This is a genomic window from Candidatus Zixiibacteriota bacterium, from assembly GCA_040756055.1.
GTDB lineage: Bacteria > Zixibacteria > MSB-5A5 > GN15 > FEB-12.
In genome coordinates this window covers 171,892-192,032 of the sequence record JBFLZR010000002.1, presented here as the reverse complement: position 1 = coordinate 192,032, position 20,141 = coordinate 171,892, and the positions used below count along the sequence as shown (strand labels likewise).

Annotated in this window: 19 protein-coding genes; 16 read left to right on the top strand and 3 right to left on the bottom strand. The window is 53.8% G+C overall.

Annotation, left to right across the window (positions count from 1 at the left end; genetic code table 11):
* Positions 1-4: 4 nt before the first annotated feature.
* Positions 5-700 carry a hypothetical protein gene (locus AB1483_04200; protein MEW6411660.1) on the bottom strand — a complete coding sequence of 232 codons (696 nt, stop codon included), beginning with the start codon at positions 698-700 and terminating at the stop codon, positions 5-7.
* A gap of 579 nt (positions 701-1,279) precedes the next feature.
* On the opposite strand from AB1483_04200, the gene AB1483_04195 reads away from it, so the two are divergent.
* From AB1483_04195 to AB1483_04140, 12 genes are all read left to right on the top strand, one after another.
* Positions 1,280-2,809, top strand: coding sequence for a hypothetical protein (locus tag AB1483_04195; protein MEW6411659.1), 1,530 nt, complete (start codon positions 1,280-1,282; stop codon positions 2,807-2,809).
* The gene (locus AB1483_04190; protein MEW6411658.1) at positions 2,790-3,104 is read left to right on the top strand and encodes a hypothetical protein; all 315 of its coding nucleotides are present in this window, start codon (positions 2,790-2,792) and stop codon (positions 3,102-3,104) included. Before AB1483_04195 ends, AB1483_04190 begins: the two co-directional genes overlap by 20 nt.
* Positions 3,091-3,501: a hypothetical protein gene (locus AB1483_04185; GenBank protein MEW6411657.1), complete on the top strand. Its 411-nt coding sequence runs from the start codon at positions 3,091-3,093 to the stop codon at positions 3,499-3,501. Before AB1483_04190 ends, AB1483_04185 begins: the two co-directional genes overlap by 14 nt.
* A 77-nt stretch (positions 3,502-3,578) precedes the next feature.
* Positions 3,579-3,998, top strand: a complete 420-nt coding sequence (locus tag AB1483_04180; protein ID MEW6411656.1) for a hypothetical protein — start codon at positions 3,579-3,581, stop codon at positions 3,996-3,998.
* Between the two features lie 13 nt (positions 3,999-4,011).
* Positions 4,012-5,112: a hypothetical protein gene (locus AB1483_04175; protein MEW6411655.1), complete on the top strand. Its 1,101-nt coding sequence runs from the start codon at positions 4,012-4,014 to the stop codon at positions 5,110-5,112.
* A 45-nt stretch (positions 5,113-5,157) separates the two neighbouring features.
* Positions 5,158-6,570 (top strand): hypothetical protein, encoded by a 1,413-nt coding sequence (locus AB1483_04170; GenBank protein ID MEW6411654.1) that lies wholly within the window; start codon positions 5,158-5,160, stop codon positions 6,568-6,570.
* Between the two features lie 2 nt (positions 6,571-6,572).
* Positions 6,573-7,385 carry a hypothetical protein gene (locus tag AB1483_04165; protein ID MEW6411653.1) on the top strand — a complete coding sequence of 271 codons (813 nt, stop codon included), beginning with the start codon at positions 6,573-6,575 and terminating at the stop codon, positions 7,383-7,385.
* Between the two features lie 8 nt (positions 7,386-7,393).
* Entirely contained in the window at positions 7,394-7,768 is a 375-nt protein-coding gene (locus AB1483_04160; GenBank protein ID MEW6411652.1) for a hypothetical protein, read from the top strand.
* Between the two features lies 1 nt (position 7,769).
* Positions 7,770-8,060 (top strand): hypothetical protein, encoded by a 291-nt coding sequence (locus tag AB1483_04155; GenBank protein MEW6411651.1) that lies wholly within the window; start codon positions 7,770-7,772, stop codon positions 8,058-8,060.
* Positions 8,053-9,321, top strand: a complete 1,269-nt coding sequence (locus tag AB1483_04150; protein ID MEW6411650.1) for a hypothetical protein — start codon at positions 8,053-8,055, stop codon at positions 9,319-9,321. Before AB1483_04155 ends, AB1483_04150 begins: the two co-directional genes overlap by 8 nt.
* The gene (locus tag AB1483_04145) at positions 9,306-10,691 is read left to right on the top strand and encodes a carboxypeptidase-like regulatory domain-containing protein (GenBank protein ID MEW6411649.1); all 1,386 of its coding nucleotides are present in this window, start codon (positions 9,306-9,308) and stop codon (positions 10,689-10,691) included. Before AB1483_04150 ends, AB1483_04145 begins: the two co-directional genes overlap by 16 nt.
* A 36-nt stretch (positions 10,692-10,727) precedes the next feature.
* Positions 10,728-11,036, top strand: coding sequence for a hypothetical protein (locus AB1483_04140; protein MEW6411648.1), 309 nt, complete (start codon positions 10,728-10,730; stop codon positions 11,034-11,036).
* A 61-nt stretch (positions 11,037-11,097) separates the two neighbouring features.
* Here the strand turns inward: AB1483_04140 and AB1483_04135 are convergent, their stop codons facing one another.
* Entirely contained in the window at positions 11,098-13,203 is a 2,106-nt protein-coding gene (locus AB1483_04135; protein MEW6411647.1) for a dockerin type I repeat-containing protein, read from the bottom strand.
* Positions 13,204-13,297: 94 nt separating this feature from the next.
* On the opposite strand from AB1483_04135, the gene lipA reads away from it, so the two are divergent.
* Entirely contained in the window at positions 13,298-14,149 is an 852-nt protein-coding gene (lipA, locus tag AB1483_04130) for a lipoyl synthase (GenBank protein MEW6411646.1), read from the top strand.
* Positions 14,150-14,259: 110 nt separating this feature from the next.
* Positions 14,260-15,774 (top strand): HD domain-containing phosphohydrolase, encoded by a 1,515-nt coding sequence (locus tag AB1483_04125; GenBank protein ID MEW6411645.1) that lies wholly within the window; start codon positions 14,260-14,262, stop codon positions 15,772-15,774.
* Here the strand turns inward: AB1483_04125 and AB1483_04120 are convergent.
* Positions 15,749-16,930, bottom strand: a complete 1,182-nt coding sequence (locus tag AB1483_04120; protein MEW6411644.1) for a site-2 protease family protein — start codon at positions 16,928-16,930, stop codon at positions 15,749-15,751. The genes AB1483_04125 and AB1483_04120 overlap by 26 nt on opposite strands.
* Before the next feature lie 152 nt (positions 16,931-17,082).
* Between AB1483_04120 and AB1483_04115 the strand changes: the two genes are divergently transcribed.
* Positions 17,083-19,491 (top strand): SMC family ATPase, encoded by a 2,409-nt coding sequence (locus AB1483_04115; protein ID MEW6411643.1) that lies wholly within the window; start codon positions 17,083-17,085, stop codon positions 19,489-19,491.
* Positions 19,475-20,137 carry a thermonuclease family protein gene (locus tag AB1483_04110; protein ID MEW6411642.1) on the top strand — a complete coding sequence of 221 codons (663 nt, stop codon included), beginning with the start codon at positions 19,475-19,477 and terminating at the stop codon, positions 20,135-20,137. The genes AB1483_04115 and AB1483_04110 overlap by 17 nt, the downstream gene beginning before the upstream one ends.
* Positions 20,138-20,141 lie beyond the last annotated feature (4 nt).

Sequence of the window (20,141 nt, the reverse complement as noted above, 5' to 3'; positions counted from 1 at the left end):
CGACCTACGAATTCCGCGCTCTTATCTGCCTAACTGACCAGAGGATTGTGCGAAGGAACACAAACATTGGATAGGGGAGGATAAGAAAGCCCGCCGTAAAAATCTCGGCGAGCATTTTTTTCTTGGAATAGTCGATGTACCGCCTATAGTCATCCTCCCACCGGTCATGTCTGTATTGTGCGAAGGCCTCGGTGGGCAGAACGTCCGGCTTCGGCGATTGAACGTCTTGAAGACTATGAATCCAATCAGAGATCACGAGTATTTCGTAATCGTTCGCCTCTCTGCTTCGAAGAACCTCCACAGCTACGGATTCGCCTGCCGTCACGTAGTCTGAGAGGTAAGTGTATAGCAGGTACCTGTCATAATCGGACAGCCCTAGGTTTGCTTCAGCTTCTCTGGACCGCGTGTAACTGGCGCTGTCGTAAGTGGCATTTTGATATCCGATGCTATCCAGAAATCGACATATAACGGTATCTGGGATCACATCGAACAGTAGGAAGGTGGCCATCTTAACAGGCCGACTTGGCCCTGAGAAGTAGCGCGTTTCTGCTATCGCGGTGGGTTTGGGCCCAGGATCTAAAACTGGCTCTGGGCTGAAGGCAAGATGTACCAATAAGGCAGCAGCGGCTCCACTAGCGACGAATCCGAGCAGGAAAAGCCACTCCTTAGCTATGATTCTCTTCCAGTTGTTCTTTTCCATGAATACCCTCTCCTATTTCTGAATAAACCAAAGTATACCCGCATATTCGCGCTTCGGCAACAACAAAAAGTAGTGATTCGTGAATCAAGATGGCGGGTTCTAATCCTCCAATGGCGGACAGGGAAGGACCCGCCCTGCGGTTGCTGCCCGCAAAATCCCACAGTCCCGCCAAGGGCGGGATGGAGCATCCACGCACAAGTTTCTGCCGCCCACAAGATAATGGCGGGTTCGAAGACGGACCCGCCCTACGGTTGCCGCCCTGCTTGCGGAGCAAACAAGAGAATTTTACTACAAAGCATTGAGACATGTCGAAACCTCTCCGCCGGTGGCGGAGACCCTATCGGGCAGGGGATTTCGACCTACGAAGACTGATCATGGCGGGTTCGAGGGCGGACCCGTAGTTGGCAGGAGACTAAGAAGGCTCCTGCCCTACGGAAGACTGCTACGGAAGACCCGCGCCCACAGGGCACAACAACAAAATCACTACAAAAAAGAGTAACGTCCTGCGCAAAAATGCAGGAAGATTCGAGGAAAAGGTCTGGCCGGAATCTTTGGTAAACAGCCCAAGATGGAGGTCAGATGGACGCCAGTTTTTCAAGGATCAGGGCCGAGTTGGCCGAGCCGACCGATGAGCGGCTAAGTGAACTGATCGACTACATTAATGTAAATATCAATCCCCCCAGCCCGGTACGGTCATCGGACGTACTAATCCGCGCCATGTATATCGTTTCCGATGAGGTCAACAGTTTCGGCGGCAGGTTTCCGGCGGAGGAGTTGGAGCGGCTGATAGAGCTTCTCGTAGACTCGCCGGTTCTGGTAGGACACCGCAAGGATAAGCTGCCGGTAGCGAGGACTTTTCACGCGGAAATAGTTAACCGCGGCGACAAGACGTGGGTCAAAAGTTATTTCTACTGGCTCAAATCGGCGAAGGGTGCCCTGGATCTCAAAGAGAATATCGATGGGGGTATCTACAAGGAGTGCTCAATCGGGTTCACGTATCTCTTTCCGGAGTGTTCGATCTGCGGCGAAGATATCAGGACGTGCCGGCATGAGCCTTTTCAAAAGTATCCGGACAATGAAAGCGGGGCGAGCTGTCATTTCAATTACCGTCAGATAGAACGGGTGCTGGAGACATCGCTGGTCTATCGCGGGGCGGTCCGGGATACATCGATTTCCCGTCAGCTCGACGAGAGCGATCACGATTTCGGGGGCGACACAGCGACAGTTATCAGCAGCACGGCCGTACTGGATCCATCGGTGGAGTATCTGGTGGTGCCTCATTATGATGGAATTGAGGTGACAGTGGAATGCGCGGATGGGAGACTGTCGATGGCCACTCACGATGGCGAAACGGTCAAGTTTCACGGGGAGGAGCATATCGCAGTTGCCGGCTTACGCGATTTGAGCGGCGCGAGTGGTGTATTGATCGGATTTCGCGGAAAAGAGCGGTGCTCACAGGCGGATCTCGAGAAGTACCTTGAGAAGGGAACCGGCCGGGTGACACGGCTGGAGTTGCGGTTATATCCGCAGGAAGGGGTTGAACAGGGCAGTGTGGATATTGTCACGGACGCACTGACAATAAAACAGATTCGTCATGCGTACAGCGGGGTTTCCGGTCTTGAGGAGTGCGCGGGTAAGATGCGGACCAGAGGGGGCGTTCGCGTGTATCCGAGGGGTGAATCATCATCCGGCCATCGCGGCTATCTGTACAAACCGGCAACTGAGAGTCGCGAGGGTTGTGGTCGGTTTGCTCTGTTCGGTCAGCCCGACGGCAGCAACGCGGTGCTGTGTCTTTACCGGGGTGGGAAGACACATCAGTTTGTTATCAGGCAATTTCATTTCAGTCGTTTCATGAAGGGCGCGCGGTTTATCGCTGACGAGGTAGATGTTTGCAGCACGGCCGCGCTCGCTACCTTAGCGCATGGTGAACTTCTGGCGGCGGGACTTCGCGATGGCGTGCTGCTTCTCGAGATATCGGGCGGGATCGAGGGTGTGATGGCGATCTGTCCGATCAAGATTAACGGTGTGACGAGGTGTTTGATTCGCCGGGTAGCGGATATCAAATCTCTAAGCGAGGAGTCCGAAGGCAATGGTAGTGCTGGACTATAAAGAGGGCGGATTCAGGTTGAGCGCGGCGATGCTCAAGTTTATCGGGGTGATTTTGAGCCTGGCGGCGGCCTATTTTCTGACAATTCAGTCATTGAAGATAGAACTGGCGGCGAAGGCCGAGGATACAGTGGTCGAGTCGCTCGACAAGAGGCTGGCGAATATCGAGGTGGTATTAAAGGAGAGTGTGGTGAGCCGCGAGCAGTTTTATGAGTTTTCGAAAGACGTTGAGGCGCGGCTGTCGCGCATAGAGTTTTACCTCAAAGAAGGGCGAGGGCAGGACCTTGGAAAAAATTGACAGGCACAAAGAATTTCTCGAACGGCTGACAGCTTGTATCGAGAGTGAGTCGATAGGCGAACTGGATTTTGATCAGCTCAGGGCGACGCTGTCGGATGTATTGACTATCCTGGGCGAGTTTCAACTGGTGAAGCAAGAGCGAGATCTGTTTCGCGAAGACATTATCAAGCGACTTTCCGGTATGGAGAAGGCGATTGCGGTGGCGCGAAGAAGCCGTGATGGCGTAGAATCGGCGCTGCTGGCTATCGAGGAACTGTCGGGTCTCGACGCGGAGCAGTTGCTTTCGAGGTATCGAAAAGCGCAGGCGAGGATGCGCGATACGTTTCCGGCGAGTTTCGCGGATAGAGTGCGTTCGCGAAAATCATCGAATCAATACAGACCGAGTGAATACAAGTAACCACGTGGGATTTTGATCCCGGCCCGTGGGAAATTATCCCGGCCAGAGTAATCCATAAAACTTAATGAGGGGAAATTATGACGATCAGAGATCATAATCTCGAGACAATCGCTCCGATGCTGGCGACATTCAAGATTCACCAGACATCGGGTGTGGATGATTTGAAGGATGCTGACATTGGCGGGCCGGTGGCGTTGAGCGGCAACTGTGAGGTTGGTCCGCTGGCGGCCGATGGTCAGCTTTTGGGCAAACTCATCAGCCTGACTCTTACGGACGCCGATGATGGTCAGCGGGTGGCCACGGTGCAGGTTGGCGGAATTTGTCGTCTGGCGGTAAGCGCGCCGGCGCCGTTGGTCGGTAACAGGGTAGTGGGCGGCACAAGCGGAACGGTCAAGCAGGCGCCGACGGTGGCGGGTGATCCGGCTGGCGGGAATATCGCCCGCGGGACGGTGCTTGATGTGAACGGCACAATCGACTGTGTCATACTTCTCAATTAGAAAGGGGGAGCAGGTGGATTTCAACGATTTCATTCAGTCGGGAGCCGTCGAGAATCTTCAGCAGGACGATTCGAAATTGATCAATCATTCTTCGGTTGATCTGAGTCGGGCCAGCGGCATAGAGGTGGACAAGGAGCTGTATAGCGAAGCCGAGGCCAGGGGGATGTCGGTGTCGGAGCTTCTGGAATGCGACGAATATGATCCGTCGCCGAACGGCAGCGTTCTTGACGCTTTCGAGCGTCAGCTGGTGCTGGCGGGCATACGGATCGGCGGTAAGTCGCCGACGACAGTGGAGCAGTTCTACCAGCAGGCGCCATCGCTTCTTCCCGAATTCATGCTCCGGGAGATCAAGAAGGGGCAGGCGATGCGTCCGGATCTCGACCGGCTGATCGCGAGCAGCACAACCGTGGCGAGCAACAAGTACACGCCGTTCAATATCGATACCGACAACGACAGCCGATTTTCTCTGAGGCCGATCGGCGAGGGGGCGGAGATCCCGCAGTTGATCGTGACCGAGCAGAATCACGCGGTGAATGTGGCCGACTACGGGCTGGCCCTCAAGACCAGTTACCGGGCGCTTCGTTATCGGACGACGGCGCAGTTTCGGGTGCTCTTGTGGTATATCGGGTTCAAGATTCAGTCGGACAAGATCGGGATGCTGGTTGACACGATTGTCAGCGGCGACGGCAACGACAACGCCGCGACAATCATCAACTCGGCGGATACCGGCGTGTTGACCTATGATGATCTTATCAGTCTGTGGGCGAGTTTCTCGCCGTTTGAGCTTAACACGATAGTGTGTCACCGCGACAAGCTCAAGGCGATTCTCACGCTCGACGAGTTCCGCGATCCGATGGCCGGTTATCGTTTTCAGAGCACCGGTCAGTTGTTCAGCCCGCTGGGGGCATCGCTGGTTCGTTCGGATGAAGTTTCCAGCGACTATGTTATCGGCCTGGACAACCGTTTCGCGGTGGAGGAAGTGATCACTCAGCCGCTGATGATCGAGTACGACAAGGTGATCGACCAGCGGTTCGAAGAGGCCGTTATCTCGGAGTCGGTTACTTTTGCCAAGGTGCTCAAGCAGGCAGCGGTAATCCTGACAACCAATCACTAACAATTGAAAGGCCCGGTTTTTCCGGGCCTTGATTTAAGGAACGATATGCAGGTAAAAATTGCGGATACTACCGCTTCGCAGGTGTTTGGAGGCCCGCCGACACGACAGCTTCTTAAGGTTTCATCGGGGGAGTTCGCGGGAAGAGCTATAGTGTTGCTTCAGACCGAGAATAACCAGATCCGTTTCGCTTACGCCGACAGACCATACAGCGCGTGGAGTACGCTGGCGGAGGTGACCTCACAGACGGCGGACTTCGGTTTTGACGCCCTGATGGACGACAGCGGTAACGTTTATGTCGTCTACTGCGAACAGACGACAAACTATATCGTGCTCAAAAAGCTGTCTTTCAGCGCCGGTATCTGGACAGTGGGTGATGCGGTTTATGTTTATAACGGCGGCGTGAGTGTAGCGCCATCGATAGCCAGGACATCGGGCGGGAAACTTCTGGTGAGCTTTTCACGGTTGTCCGCGGGCTATTTCGATATCCAGGTCAAATCATCGAGTGACTCCGGTCAAACTTGGGGAACGGGGCCGGGCGATGCTGGCGACAGTCTTCGGACGGGACTTCCGGCCGGTACATCGAAAGTCGTCGCGGGTCCTTCAAAAGTCCACGTGGTCTACTGTGGAACCGGGACGGATTTGTTCGTACAGTCACAGTCTATTGCCGGGGGAAGCTGGTCAGGCGAGTTTGTCATAGCCTCCGGCTCAGGCATCGATGAACATTTTGACGCGGCCGTTTCAGGTGAGGGTCTTCTCGGCGTAGTGTTCGACGCGCAGCAGCTCAAGTATCGGGAGTACGATGGCAGCAACTGGAGTTCGCTGATAACTCTCGATGAGTCGGAAGTAGAATTTCCCCAACTCAAGTTCGAGAACAATATCCCGGTGGTGGTCTATTTGAGTGACGAGGGTGATAACCAGAGCGTTGTCAAGTACAGTCATCGGGCAACGGGTGAGTTCTCATCGCCCGCCATTCTCGACAGCAGTACCGGAGATTTCGAGAGTGTGGTGGCCTATGACGCTGTGTCCTGTTCGTACGCGGATCTGACAGCGGCGTCTTCATCGGAAACAGCGGGAGATGTGTTTCATCCACAGACAGGGGTTTTGCTGAAGAATATCGGTGACGCGGTTTATTTCGGGTTGTCACGGAAGTTTCGGAATGCGAATGTGATTCTGTCAACGGCGGGGGCCGGGGGGGCTGTCACGTATTCATATTTTGATGGTGTGAACTGGAAGGCGTTCGCTTTGGTGGGCGGTGCGTTCAATTTCGACGCTATCAGCAAGAATCTGATTTTCTGGAGCGATCTCAACTCGATTCCGGCAGACTGGCAAAAGTGTACCGTCAACGGCGGCAGCATGTTCTGGGTCAGGGTGGAAGCAGGCTCGGCATTCACGAGCGGGCCGGTCGGCAGCAGGATAACCTCGCAGTCGGATCTGCGTGAACTCTCGGTGGGGAGGTAGAGGTGTCGTATACGAATATAGAACTGGTCCGCAGGTATTTGGGCACGCCTTATCCGGCGCAAAGTAATGTTCGTGATCAAGCTGTAATAATGCGCGGCACGGATGACCTGGTGTTCTACGGAGGGGCTGTCGACGAAAGCTCGCTGGTCGTTAAGGGAGTGGTCGCGGTAAAGCCGGTGAGGGTGAATCTAAACCTGACGGCGTTGTCTACACGGATTGTAAACTTGCCTCTCGTGCCGGGGTCGGTACTGGTGGCATCGGACAGCTCGCTGGGGACGATCTTCACGGAGGGGACCGATTACTCAATTGATTATGCAAACAGCAGCCTGCTTCTGAAAGAGAGCGGACTTCTCGGTACTGGGCAAACGGTAGTGGTGTGGTATATGACCTACCGGGTCTATGTTGACGGTGTCGATTATCACGCGGACTACGACCGGGGGTCGATACGGAGGTTGCCGTCGGGTGATATATGCGATGGCGAGTCGGTCTATATCGATTACTCGCCGCTGCTGGCCGGTTATATCGAGGAGATGATCATTCAGGCGGTTGCTGACGCCAACGCTTTGATTGAGGCGGCGGTTGATCCGGAGGGGCAGTTCGGGGCGGATATCGCGTTGCAGGCCGCGGCGACTTATCGCGCTCTGGAGATAGTCGGCAGGGCGACGGCCGCCAAAGAGCTGCTGGGACTCAACAAGAGTGACAAAGCGGCGCTGGCGTGGATGAAGCTCGGGGACCACTTCGCGGAGCGCTCCGAACAATTGCTCAGCAGTTTCCGCGCGCCTTATACCGGACCGGCCGCCCCGGTCAAGAATTAGGAGGTGACATGTTAACGGCATTGGTGAATGTGACGGGCAGAAGAGTGTGGTTCGTGCCTGACGTGAGCGTCTGGGGGACATCGGGCTGGAGTGAGATTGAGTTTCTCACCGTGGAGAGCGTTGATTCGGTCAAGTCGGTTTTCTTCGGTAGTGTTGATGTTGGCGATAGCGCGCAATCGGTCGCTTTTGAGCAGTTGACGGATTTTCGCGGCAATCATCTTCCGGCGAGCCTTACCAATCCGCGTGTTTTTGTGCGTCCCAGGAGTGAGCTGTCGGCGTATGTGGTTGGAAGTGAAATATCGAGCGGGTTTAAAATCGCACGGGACCAATCGGCCGGCGGACCGGTGACGGTTGACCTTCTGGTAGTGGAGATGGGCGATTGAGGTGACAGGAAAAAAGAAATCCGCCGATGACAGCGGGCAGCATCCGGTTGGGGTTGACGTGCTGGATGGCCTAATCAAGAATTACTACGAAAAACTGATACGTGTCAAAAGCGAGGATATCAAAATAGGGGATTTTTTGAAGATGGTTGAAATGAGAAAGAAACTGATGCCGTCGCAGGCCGACCAGGAGAAATTCTGGAAGATGCTGGACGACATCCGGCGGAAAAATCTGCCGAGTGATGGCAAGGAACCTTTGAAGCCGTCAAAGAAAGTGAAACGTCAGGATGGGTAGCAGTGGGAAGGTTTATGGACTGTGTCTTGCGGTATTGTCGGTGTTGATGGTGTGGTCAACGTTGGTAGCGGGCGATGAGCATACGATCAGGCTTTACGACGGTGAAGCAATATCGAATCACAACCGCCGTTGCATGACAGCGAACATCAGCAAGGACGCAAGTGGTTGCCGGCTTAGTCTGGACCTGTGGCAGGGGGAGTGTCGGCTCGAGATTGCTTGCGGTGCCGGGCCGTCTGGTTACCGGGTAGAAGGTGACACCATTGAGGCGTTAAGTGATGATATCGGGCACCGGTTTTATCGCAATGAGTCCGGCCTGGAATGGGAGATTGTGCTTAAGCGGAGGCCTGCTTCGAACGTTCTCGAATACGCGATGAGTGTCAAGAATCTCAGGTTTTATTACCAGGACAGCCTTAGCGTGTTCGAGCGGGATGTTCTTGGGGCGATTCGGCCGGACTCGGTGGTCGGGGCGTGGGTCGCCTACCATGCGTTGAGGTCCGACAACATTCTGTCTGTGTCGGGTGGTGACACACTGGTAAATGAGTACCGCACCGGGCAGGCATTTATCGTGTATCGTCCAAAGGCCTGGAGCGGCAATGACACGGTGTGGTGCGATTTGAACATTGATGTAAAGAGAGGACGGTTCGAGATAGTCTTAGATAAGATGTGGCTCGAATCGGCGGATTATCCTGTAACAATTGATCCGACTTTCGGAAACACCTCGGTGGGCGGTTCGACCATGAGCTGGAATCTGCTTTATGCTTATTGTCACAGGCTCGCGGGTGTCAATACGTACCAGGTGCCATCGGGGAAGACAGCCACGATCACCCAGTATTCCGTTTATGGCTGCGAAACCGGGTCGGGGGACATGAGTGTCAGCATGGCGGCGTTCGAGATTGTCAGTGGTACACCGCAGAGCAGGGTCGGCGACCGGGTGAATGTGACTATTTCGGGTGGTACTCCCGCGTGGTTTAGCAGCGCGATATTGGAGCAGGAGCTATCTGAAGGAAATGAGTACGGAGTGGCGGTCAGTTGTGCCCCGCGCAGCGGCGGGACCATCTACTACAACGGTGTCACCAACGCCGTATCGACGGACAACACTTACTGCGGTCTGGACTGGGATGGGTGGACGCATTCATCGCTGACTTCGTTTAATTTCTCGATGTACGCGACTTATACGGAGCAGGTTGTCGCCGATGAGACGGTATCAGGGCGAAGGAAACAGATGATCGGGCATAAGGAGGGCGGATGCAAAGGGTATTAGTGACGGTGTTTTTCGTGGCGCTGGTATTGGTTCAGGCAGGCTATGGAGGGATTGTCGGCAATACGGGGATGTCGGGACAGGATTCCATAACAGTCTCGCTGGTGAACTGGGACTCTGCCGGATGTAATCCGATTAGCGCTGACAGTTTCTGGGTGGTGGTGTTGAAGTCACACACCGATGACGTAGTGTTCAAGGATTCGGGGCTCACCTCCATGGTCGGGTTGGACACAACCAGGGTGGCCGGTAAGACTGTCTATTATTACCATCGGTTGGTGGCGGACATTGATGGCGCGGGGATGCCCGGCGCCTACGCCGGTGAATTTATCGCCAAGAATACCTCACTGGGGCTTTACTCACGCGCCGGTTTCGAGTTTCAGGTGGTGGGCTGGGGGCTTGATGATATCGGTGATTCGGCGGCATTCGCGGCGAAGCTGTATGATACGCTGATATGGCAGGCGAAGGTAATCGACAGCCTCTATGCCCTGCTGGACAGTATCCAGAATCATGATGACTGGGTGTCATCGTTCGATCCACTGGCGACGCCGGTCGTTCTGGATGCGGGAGAGTTTTCCGAGATGGCCGATACGATTACCGGCCGGGACTCCAGTTTGTACGCGGATGGTTTCTGGCACAAGTTGTCGGTGCATGCCGATTCGGGGGCGGTCGGCGGAGGGGCGGATTCGGCCTCGATTGCTTCGTGGGTCTGGAACACGCCGCAGCTAAATCATATCGTGAACGGGACTTTCGGCGGTAATCTTGACGCCGAGATTTCCGGCATCGGCAGTGGCAGCGGGACATATGCGTGCGTTGTCCAGGCGGCCGACACCAGCGTCGACGCCGCGATTGGGGGAGTAGCGGTTGTTATTCGCAATCTCGAACAAACGTCGCTCATCGCAACCGGGTTGACCGACTCGGATGGTAGAGTGTCGTTCAATCTCGATGATGGCAGCTACCTGGCGATCGCCTCGGCAGCAGGATACGTTTTTGCCGCGCATGACACGGTCGTAGTGAATGGTCCGACGGTTGATACGGTTTTCGGGGATCAGTTTGATCCGGGTGCTCCTCCGTCGCCGGGGCTGTGCCGTGTTTATGGATACGTGTATACTTCCGGCGGGGAGGCGGAAGATGACGCGACGGTTACGGCGAGCCTGGCGTCGGGGACGGTTCTTTATAACGGTGTGATAGTATCGCCTTCGGCGCTGACTACGACGACGGACGAACAGGGATATTTCTATCTCGACCTGATTCCGTCAGCACTTTTGGAGCCATCCGGCACGAAGTATGAATTTACGATTGCCCGGTCCGACGGGGTGATCCTCCGGCAGAGGTTGGAGGTGCCAGACGAGACGCAGTGGCGGTTGAGCTGGTGAAGAAATCAAGTAAACCTGAAATACAAGGGAGGTGAAATGTTGGAAGCATCCATATTTGATTCCGGCTCGTTTTTGGGCGCGCTGGGTTCGATTGGGCTGGTATTAATCAGCCACGTGGCTAACAAGTATGTTATTCCTTATCTGAAGGCGGGCAAGAAGCGGCGGTATGCCGAGCTTATCGCGATGATTGCCGATGAGGTGACCGATGATTTGAGGCAGAGGTATCCGGAGACGGAGTGGTTGAAGCACATCGATGAAGCTATCGACAGTCTGATATCGATCTGCGATATCGAAGCAGAGATAGCCCGTCGGGCCATCAACGCGGCGGTAGCCCGTCGCAAGTAGCGAGCATAACAAAGAAAGCCGCCCGGGGGGCGGCTTTCTTTTACTTGTCTACGAGAGAAAATTAATAGCGCGGAGGTCCCGCCATACCATAAAGGTAGTTGAGATAGTAGACAAGGTCCGTGATGTTGACATAGGTGTCTCCGTTGGCATCCCCCCGCCACGCACCCCCAGCAGGAGCATCACCGTCATTTGTCACAAAATCGGTCAAATAGACAAGATCTATGAGATTGGAGTTGCCGTCGTGATCATAATCTCCCTGACCGAATGTATTCGAACAATCGTAATTTACAATCGTAGTTGAGGCGCACTTGCTCCCGGAGCCATCGATTCCCTCGGCCCGGATGAAATATCTCGTGTCCGGTACGAGATCAGATGGGGACCATGGCAGCGACCACCCATCGGAGGCGTCGTTGTCCTGCCCGATCATAATCCGTTGCACCTGCCAGTCAGCCGCGCCAATCGAGACCATGAGGTCGATCGCGTGCCAGGAATCTTCGAAAAAGATTTCGCTCCTGGTTTTGAGCTGGCGGACGGGTATGACTTCGACTGCGCCGCTTGCCGGGCTGCAAACAGAGACAAGGTAGGTGCTGCCGGGCTGAAGCCATCCGCTGAACCCATCGACTGCCAGCCAGCTACCCGATGTTCCACTGATGGCGATAAGAACAGCCTTTTCCTGCTCTTCAACTGCTTTTCGTATTACGGCATAGTCCGGGTATCTGACGGGTTCTATCCTGAGAGCGTCGCCGTGTTCATGACTGAACCGGCACAGGCCGCTGAAAAGGAGTTCATCGATGGTCCCTTGATTTTCCGGTGTCTTAAACCGGGCGGCCATCTGCTCGACCAGTTCATCGAGAGAGGTATCATTTCCGCCGTCGGACATCAGCGATGTATAGCCGCGGTTGTTCCACAGTTGAATGGCTTGGGCGGCGGCCATTGGACCGCTGTAGTAGGTCGGGAAGTTCTGTTTTTGCAGTGGTACCATTCCGGCCGAGTATTCGAGATCGGCTTCTTTTATATACAGACTCACGTGGGACATATCCCTGTTGGAGCAAGACATCAAAATTGTTGTTTGGTCACAAATATCGGATCCATCTTCAAAGGAGATAATCTGAGCGAGAGGCGGAGATGGCTCTACATAAACGGATATCTGTTCAGACGCGGTTCTACCCAGAGTATCGACGGCCGTGACCCTGAGCAGGTAGTTACCTTCTTTGAGGTTCGCGAAGTTCCATATCTGGCTGTAACCGTCGCCGTCGCCCGTAGCGTCTGCATCGTTTCGTAATTTGGAGGAGCCATCATAGTCGCGGCCGATTTCGACAAACCCGTTTCCGGTTGAGTACTCGAACGATACGTAGTCGATAATGTTTGAGCCGGAGGATTCGTACGCCCAGATGTAACCGCTGCCAAGCAGTTTGTCGCTGTCATTGGGGGAGAGAATGGTGATTTGTGGCGGCGGCTGTTGAGGCAGCAATTGCTGTGGAATACCGGCCGCGCCGATAGCCAACTGACCGGGGAAATTGAAGACACTGTTGTTGAGCAAGTCGATAAAGCCGATTTGTTCGTCCCAAATTTCGTACGAACGGCACAGGGCAGTCGGATCATCGGAGGTCAGCAGGGCGGCGCCAGCATCGGGGTTTACGGTGCTTCCGATGAAGAAACCGGCGAAGAAGGGACCGTTGACGACAATCGGTGTGTCCAGCGGAATCCAGATATCGTAATAGCCAGGTTCGGGGATATAGAGTTCGTAATCGACCGATATCGCCAGCACGGCTCCTGGCCAGGGGCATCCTGGAGTGGGATTGTAGACATCTTCAATGTCGACCGAGACGTACATTCTGGAGGATGAGGAAAAGTACATGGGCATGCTGATTTCCGTGACGCGGAAGGGATAGGGATTCTCGCAGGAGGCGGAAGGATCTATGTAGCCTTTGTAGAGTTCGTTGCCGTTAACCCAGCCGGTGAGGTGGTATGAGGGATGTTCGACGGTCCGTATTTCGCGAACCGGTGTTTCGTCTCTATAGGATTTCAAACGGATTTGAGTCATGTTTTCGAGGCTGTCGGTATGAACTTTTTGGATTACCGGCTTGCGATCGGTGGAGAGAGCCGGTTGGGCTGTAAACAGTAAAGCCAGGACGGCGGTGGTGAGTACTTTCGTAGGATGCGACATCGTTACCCCGTAGAATCGGTTGATTTTGTCTCTTTCTCTTGATTATCGAGCGATTTTTGATATACTTGATTCAATTGGTGGAGATTATCGCGTTATGAGTGACTTACAGAGAAAACCATCGTGGCTTCGGGTGAAGGCTTTTAGTGGGAGCGAGTTTGACCACGTGAGTCATCTTCTGAAAGAGCACCGGCTCAACACGGTGTGTCAGGCTGCGAATTGTCCTAACCGCGGTGAGTGCTTTAATCGTGGGACGGCGACATTTTTGATTCTCGGGCCCGTTTGCACGCGCAATTGCCGGTTTTGCGATATTAATCCGGGACAGCCTGCGCCGCGGGATGCTGACGAGCCGTATCGGGTGGCCCAGGTGGCGAAAGAGCTTGAGTTAAAGTATGTTGTCGTTACGTCGGTTACCCGCGATGACCTGCCTGATGGCGGGGCGGGGCATTTCGCGGAAGTGGTGAGATTGTTAAGAGCGGAGGTCCCGGGTGTGAAGGTGGAAATACTCACGCCCGACTTTCTGGGTAAAGTGGGGGCCGCCGACACGATTGTAGCTTCGGCTCCGGATGTGTTTAATCATAATGTGGAGACGGTGCCGGCTCTTTACAGCGAAGTGAGGCCGCAGGCGAGTTATAAATCGTCGCTGGCCCTTTTGAAATATGTCGCTGACAATTCGGGTATTGTGACGAAGTCCGGGTTGATGGTCGGGCTGGGGGAGACCTTTGATGAGTTGAAAGAGGTGTTCGGGGATCTCGCCAATAATAATGTTTCAATCTTAACCATTGGTCAATATCTGGCTCCATCGAAGGCTCATTATCCGGTCAGGAAATATCTTCATCCGGATGAGTTTGCCCAATTGAAAGAGATGGCTGAAGCATCGGGGATACCGAAGGTCCTGTCGGCTCCACTGGTCAGATCATCTTATCTGGCCGATATGTTTTCCGCTTAAGATCGTCAAGAAAGTCCAAGCTCAATTATTATACAGAAATTTCCAATCGGCTGTGCAAAGGTACAAGGTTGTCCGATAAAAAGATTGACCTGAAGACAGAAAGGACACCCATGGTAAACAGCCGCCAGACGAATATCGTCGTCGTCGATGATGAGAAGTATATCTGCGGTATCATCACCGAAGCACTTTCTTCAGAGCCATACAACGTGGTTTCGTTTTGTGATCCTTCTCAGTGTCTGGAACACATCGAGAATAACGCCGTGGATCTGGTTCTGACCGATCTGGTTATGGGGGACCATTCGGGTATCCAGGTGATGGAGCGCACGCACGCGCATCATCCCGACGCCATAGTGATCCTTATGACGGCTCATCCGACGGTTCAGACGGCTATATCGGTGCTTAAGAAAGGCGCTTACGATTTTCTGGTTAAGCCTTTCAAGCTGGATATTCTCAAGGCCGCCATTGAGCGCGGTCTGGAGCACCAGAGGGTGAGGCGCGATGTAGTCAATTTGAAGGGACAAATCGAGTTTCTCAAGGTGGCCAACGCGGCGGTGGCTGAAGAGAACATGACGAGTTTTCTCAAGCTGGTCGTTGAATCGTGCAAGAAGGAACTATCGGCGCAGGCGGTGTGCATAACGGAGCTCGACCCGGAGACGGGCGAGGTGGTAACGGAGTTCTGTGATTGTGAGCGCGAAGAGTGTCTTGAGGCGCTGGCGGAGGAATCGAAGCAACGTTCTTTGAAGTCCGGAAGTCTCAATCGTCCGCTAATCCGGCGGGAGCTGGTGGAATGTCATGGCAAGCCGGCGACCAAGATATTCATATCACAGCCGATATCCATCAGGGGGCATCTTCACGGTATAATTGATTTGCTGTTGGTGCGGCGGTTTGACGAATTGACGCGCGGACAGCTCGATGTGCTCACGATATTGAGCAACGCGGCGGCGTCGGCAATAGCCAACAGCCGTCTTTACAAGAACCTCGAACGTTCTTATCTGGAGGCTATTCGGGGATTGGCCAACGCGATTGAAGCGCGCGACGAATATACGGCCGGCCATACCGACAGAGTCGGCCGACTGGCGGAATTGATTGCCGAGGAGATGGGCTGGACCAAGGGCAGGATATCAAGTCTGCAGATGGGTTGCACGCTGCACGACATCGGCAAAATCGGAGTGCCGGATTCAATACTCAACAAGCCGGCATCGCTTACCGACGAAGAACGGTTCAGAATGCAGCAGCATCCCGAAGTGGGCCTGAAGATCATCAGCGAAATCGACCTTTTCCGTCCGGCGATTCCGTATATCATGGCGCACCATGAGTGGTATGATGGTTCGGGCTATCCCGGCGGTCTCAGGGGTGATGATATTCCGATAGAGGGACGGCTGTTGGCGGTCGCGGATACGTTCGACGCGATTATGTCGGATCGTCCTTATCGCAAAGGCCGCAGCTTTGAGACCGCGATTTCGGAGCTGGTCAAGTACAGTGGTTCGCAATTCGATCCGGTGGTAGTCCAGATATTCTTTGAGGTCGTTAGAAAGGGGAAGGTTAATTTCAGAGAGATGTATGGTCACACGGAGGATGTATCGAGCATCGAAGAGATTCTCACAAACCAAAAGGTATCGGTGTAAACGAAATCACGAGAACTATCAGCGCGAGTATTCCCATCCCAGTGGCCACTCCACCGGGTTTTTTGTAATCATTCAGTGTCGGAGGATGCTTCACGCCGAAGATCAATCCGAAAGCGGCGAAGACCCACCAGATCGGCGAGTAATAACCCATGACGAGGAGTGCTCCCATCGCCGCCATCCCAAAGTAGTATTGCCAGCGTCGTCCTAACCCGTATATGATGTGGCCGCCGTCTAGCTGTCCTATCGGCAAAAGATTGATGGCTGTTACCAGCAATCCCACCCAGCCGGCGAAAGCAGCCTCTGTTAGTAGGTACTCGAAGTTCGCTGGCGGTTGGCCGACAATAGTGATTGCTGACAGTCTCATCAGTAATGATTCCCCGTATAGGTAAAAGGGATAGTCGCCCACCCGCGCAACATCCTGTGGAAGCAACACTGACCGAGAAAGTCCATACCAAAGCCAGGCAATAGCTACCAGCCAACCGGCGATGGGTCCTGCCGCCCCCACCTCAATGAGGTCTCTGCGATTCCAGAATGGTGACTTCGCTTTTATGATTGCCCCGAAAGTACCAATGATGTTCGGCGCTGGGATGAAATAGGGCCACGAAGTTATAATCTTGCGACGGCGGCTGGCAACGAAATGTCCCATCTCATGAACGAACAGGATGGATATCATGGCTAGTGTGAATTGGATGCCGGCCCCGTGGGCAAGAGCATCCAGCGTGCGCACCATGGTGTCAGGAAACGAAACGATCGTGATTTTCAAACTCTCCCACGCAGAGAGATCCTCGCCGGGCAGGATTCCTGCGTTCCAGCGATAGCTGTAATAGGCAACTTCTGACTGGAGGTAGAGAACAGGCACCACATAGACCGTAAGCAATGTAACCAAGAACAGGACAATGTTAATGGTCGGAATCTTAAGGCGGGCTTTCGGATCGATTCTTATATACAGTTCGCCGTTGTTGTCGGATATTTTGAAAGTATAGCCGGCCAGTTCCAGCCGGTCGGAAACGAGTTTTATCGAGGTCTCTTTGTCAAAGCGGTTGGACAGGTTGATGACGAGATGGTCGGCCTGTTCGTAGATGGCGCCGACCTCGAACAAATCTTCGAGAAGCCTTGAAATGGTGTTAATCTTGTTGTTCTGTTCAGTCTGTGACATGGTGTCCTATTATACAACAACCTTTTCAGATGAGAACATAAAAAACCTGTTGGTGGTTCGTCCCTTGATGCCGGAGGCCAATTGTATATGTGACATGGCGTTTCCAAGAAGTCCTTGACTTTGTGGGTGATTCTGATTTTTGTGGTGACGGGATGCGTCTAATCTCTCTTGAAATCAGTAACTTTCGGGTTATCCGCAATGTCAGCCTGACATTTCCGGATAAGGTGATAGGTATAATCGGGCCGAACGGCGCCGGGAAGTCATCGATAATCGAGGCTGTCGCGTGGGCGCTCTATGGCAACCAGGCGGCACGTACCGGCCGCGATGAAATCAAGTCAGTGTTTGCCCGCCCGACCGATAACTGCGAGGTCAGCCTGGGCTTCTCTATTAATGAGGAAAAGTATAGAGTTGTCCGACGGTTGGTGGGCAAGTCGGAGAGGGCCGAGGTGGAGCTTTACCGGGGCGATTCATCGGAGTCGGTCGGTGTCAACGAAACCAAGGCGTATGTGGGTCAATTGCTCGGGCTGGACTGGCGTGGGTTTCTAAGCTCCTTTTTGGCAAGGCAGCAGGAGCTTAATGCCCTGTCGGATTTGCAGCCATCGAAACGACGCGACCATCTGGCGGGCATGCTCGGTATCGAACGGCTGGACAAGGCCATACAGAGGGTGAAGGAAGATACCAAGCTGAGTCAGGAGAAGGCGCGCTTTATAGAGAATCAACTGGTGGATAAAGTACAGGTAGAAAGCCGAATCGCGCAATTGAATGGAATGATTTCGGGTCTGGCGGAGCCGGTGGGGAAGCTCCAGGCTGAGTTGCGTGCTGCCGAAGCGGAATTCAAGGCGGTCGAGAAGGAGTTTAATGAAGCTCAGCTCAAGAGGGAGCGATGGACCCGCCTGAAGGCGCAGATTGAAGCTAATGAGCAGACCCTTGAGAGTCTGAATGAGCAGGCCGACCGTTATCGGGAAGAAATCCAGAAACTGGCAAACGACCAGGGCGAACTGCAGAAGTTAAACGAACGACTGGTGGTTTTCCCCGAAGTAAAGAAACAGTTGGAATCACTCAGGGAAATCAAGAGTCGGCTGGCAGTCAGAGATGATCTGATGTCGCGCAAGAAGGATATGTCTGACGAGTTGGCCCAACTGCAGGAGGATGTCAAAAAATCCGAAGAGCGCATCGGCGGCATAAGAACGAAGCTCGGTTCTTTTCCCGCTGATTTCGAAAAGATACTTGCGGAGAAGAAAGAGAATTTGGAATCGGCGCGAGAAGCGTACAGCAAGATAAAGGCGGAAGCGACATCATTGCAGAAAGAGGCCGATAAGCTGAAGTCACAGTTGTTGTCGATAGAGCAGCTTGGGCCGGATTCGATCTGCGACCGCTGCCTGAGACCGTTCGGTGAGGATTACGACGGTATCAGGGGACATCTCGGCAGTGAGTTGGAGAAGCTTCAGCAGGAAATGAAGAGGCTCGACGGTGAGTTGGTGGTTCGCAAGAAGTCGGGCGAGGAGTTGGCAACCGAGGTGACGCAGCTTGAGAGGGTACAGCGGGATATCTACCAACTGAATGTTGACCTTAAAGCGGTCGAAAAGACCAGGCAGTTGGCGGCGGCCGCGTATGAAAAAACGCAGATGAAGCTGAGTGAGATCAGTGCGGAACTCAAAAAATATGAAGGAGAGGTTTTTGACCGCAGCAAGTTTGAAGCGTTGACCGTTCAGGCCGAGCAATTGGAGGGAATCAAACAGCATAGCGACCAGTTAAAAGGCGGGCTGGTCCGGTTGCCGGTTGCACAGAAGGGTCTTGAAGAGACCGGTAAGAGATTCGCAGACGTTGAGGCGACTCTTTCGCAGGGGCGCAGTGAGTTGGATACTCTGGGGGCGAGCGAGCAGGAGTTCATGAAGGTGTCTGAGAGGTTCAATTCCGTTCGCGACAGGCTGGATAAGGTGAAAACGGATTTGATGAGCAAGGTTAAAGAGAAAGAGCTTCATGAAAAAGAGTTGGAAAGCAGGTTGGACCAGTTGAAGAGCTACCAGAAGGCTGCCGTTGAGCTGGAGCAGTCGAGGTCGGCACACTATTATGGTGAGAAACTTGCCAGGCTTTTCGCCGACTTCCGCCAGAATCTTGTTGCCGGAATCAGGCCGTCGCTATCAGAGATATCTTCGAGGTTATTCGGTGATATGACCGATGGTAAGTACACGCTGGTCGATTTGGACGAGAAATACAATTTGAGAATAATGGATAGCGGCGCTTATTATGGAGTTGACAGATTCAGCGGCGGGGAAAAGGACCTTGCTAATCTTTGTCTGCGCCTGGCTATTTCGCTGGCGCTGACCGAGTCGGCGGGTCTTCAGCGTTCATTCGTTATACTCGATGAAGTTTTCGGGTCTCAGGATGCTCAGCGGAAGGAACTTATACTTCAGGCGATGGCGAAGCTCAAAAGTCGGTTTCCGCAGATTTTGCTGATTACGCATATCGAAGATGTCAAGGACGGGGTGGAAGAGATTATCGAGGTTTTGCCGACCGGCAGCGGGTGGTCAGAGGTGAGGGTGAATGGCGCGAGCGTCTAAAAAAAGCAACAAGCTTCTGCGCCGTCTGGTCATAATCGCCGTTCTGGTGGTTTTGATCCTGACGGTTCGTCTGGTCGAGGATATCGGTTTTGACCGTCATCCGGATGACCGCTTTACCATCGTGAGAATACTCGACGGTGACACGGTGGAGTTGCTGGGGGGGGACCGGCTTCGTTTGCTGTCTATTGATACGCCCGAAAAGGACGAGCCATTTTATGAAGAGGCGAAGAGTCTCGTTGGCGACCTTGGTTTGAACCGGGTGGCGAAAATCGAGTATACATCGGCTCGAAGGGACCGGTATGGAAGGCTGCTGGGTTATCTTTATATCGACAGCCTTTTTGTAAACAAGGCGATTCTGGAGAACGGTCTGGGGTATCTTTATTTGTTCAAGGACGAGGATTTGCGGCGGCCGGAGACGAGCCAGCTTCTGGCGGCTCAGCGGCGGGCCATGGACCGGAAAATTGGGGTGTGGTCCTTGCCCCGGCGATCCGAAGAGTATTACATTGCGAAGAGCGGTTCGTTCCGGCTTCATCGACCGGGTTGTTCATCGGTAGCCGAGCTTAAAGAAGGCACTTACCGGAGGTTTAAGACGCGGGAGGAGGGTTTGCGGGAAGGCTTGTCGCCTTGCCGGAACTGTAAACCGTGAGATA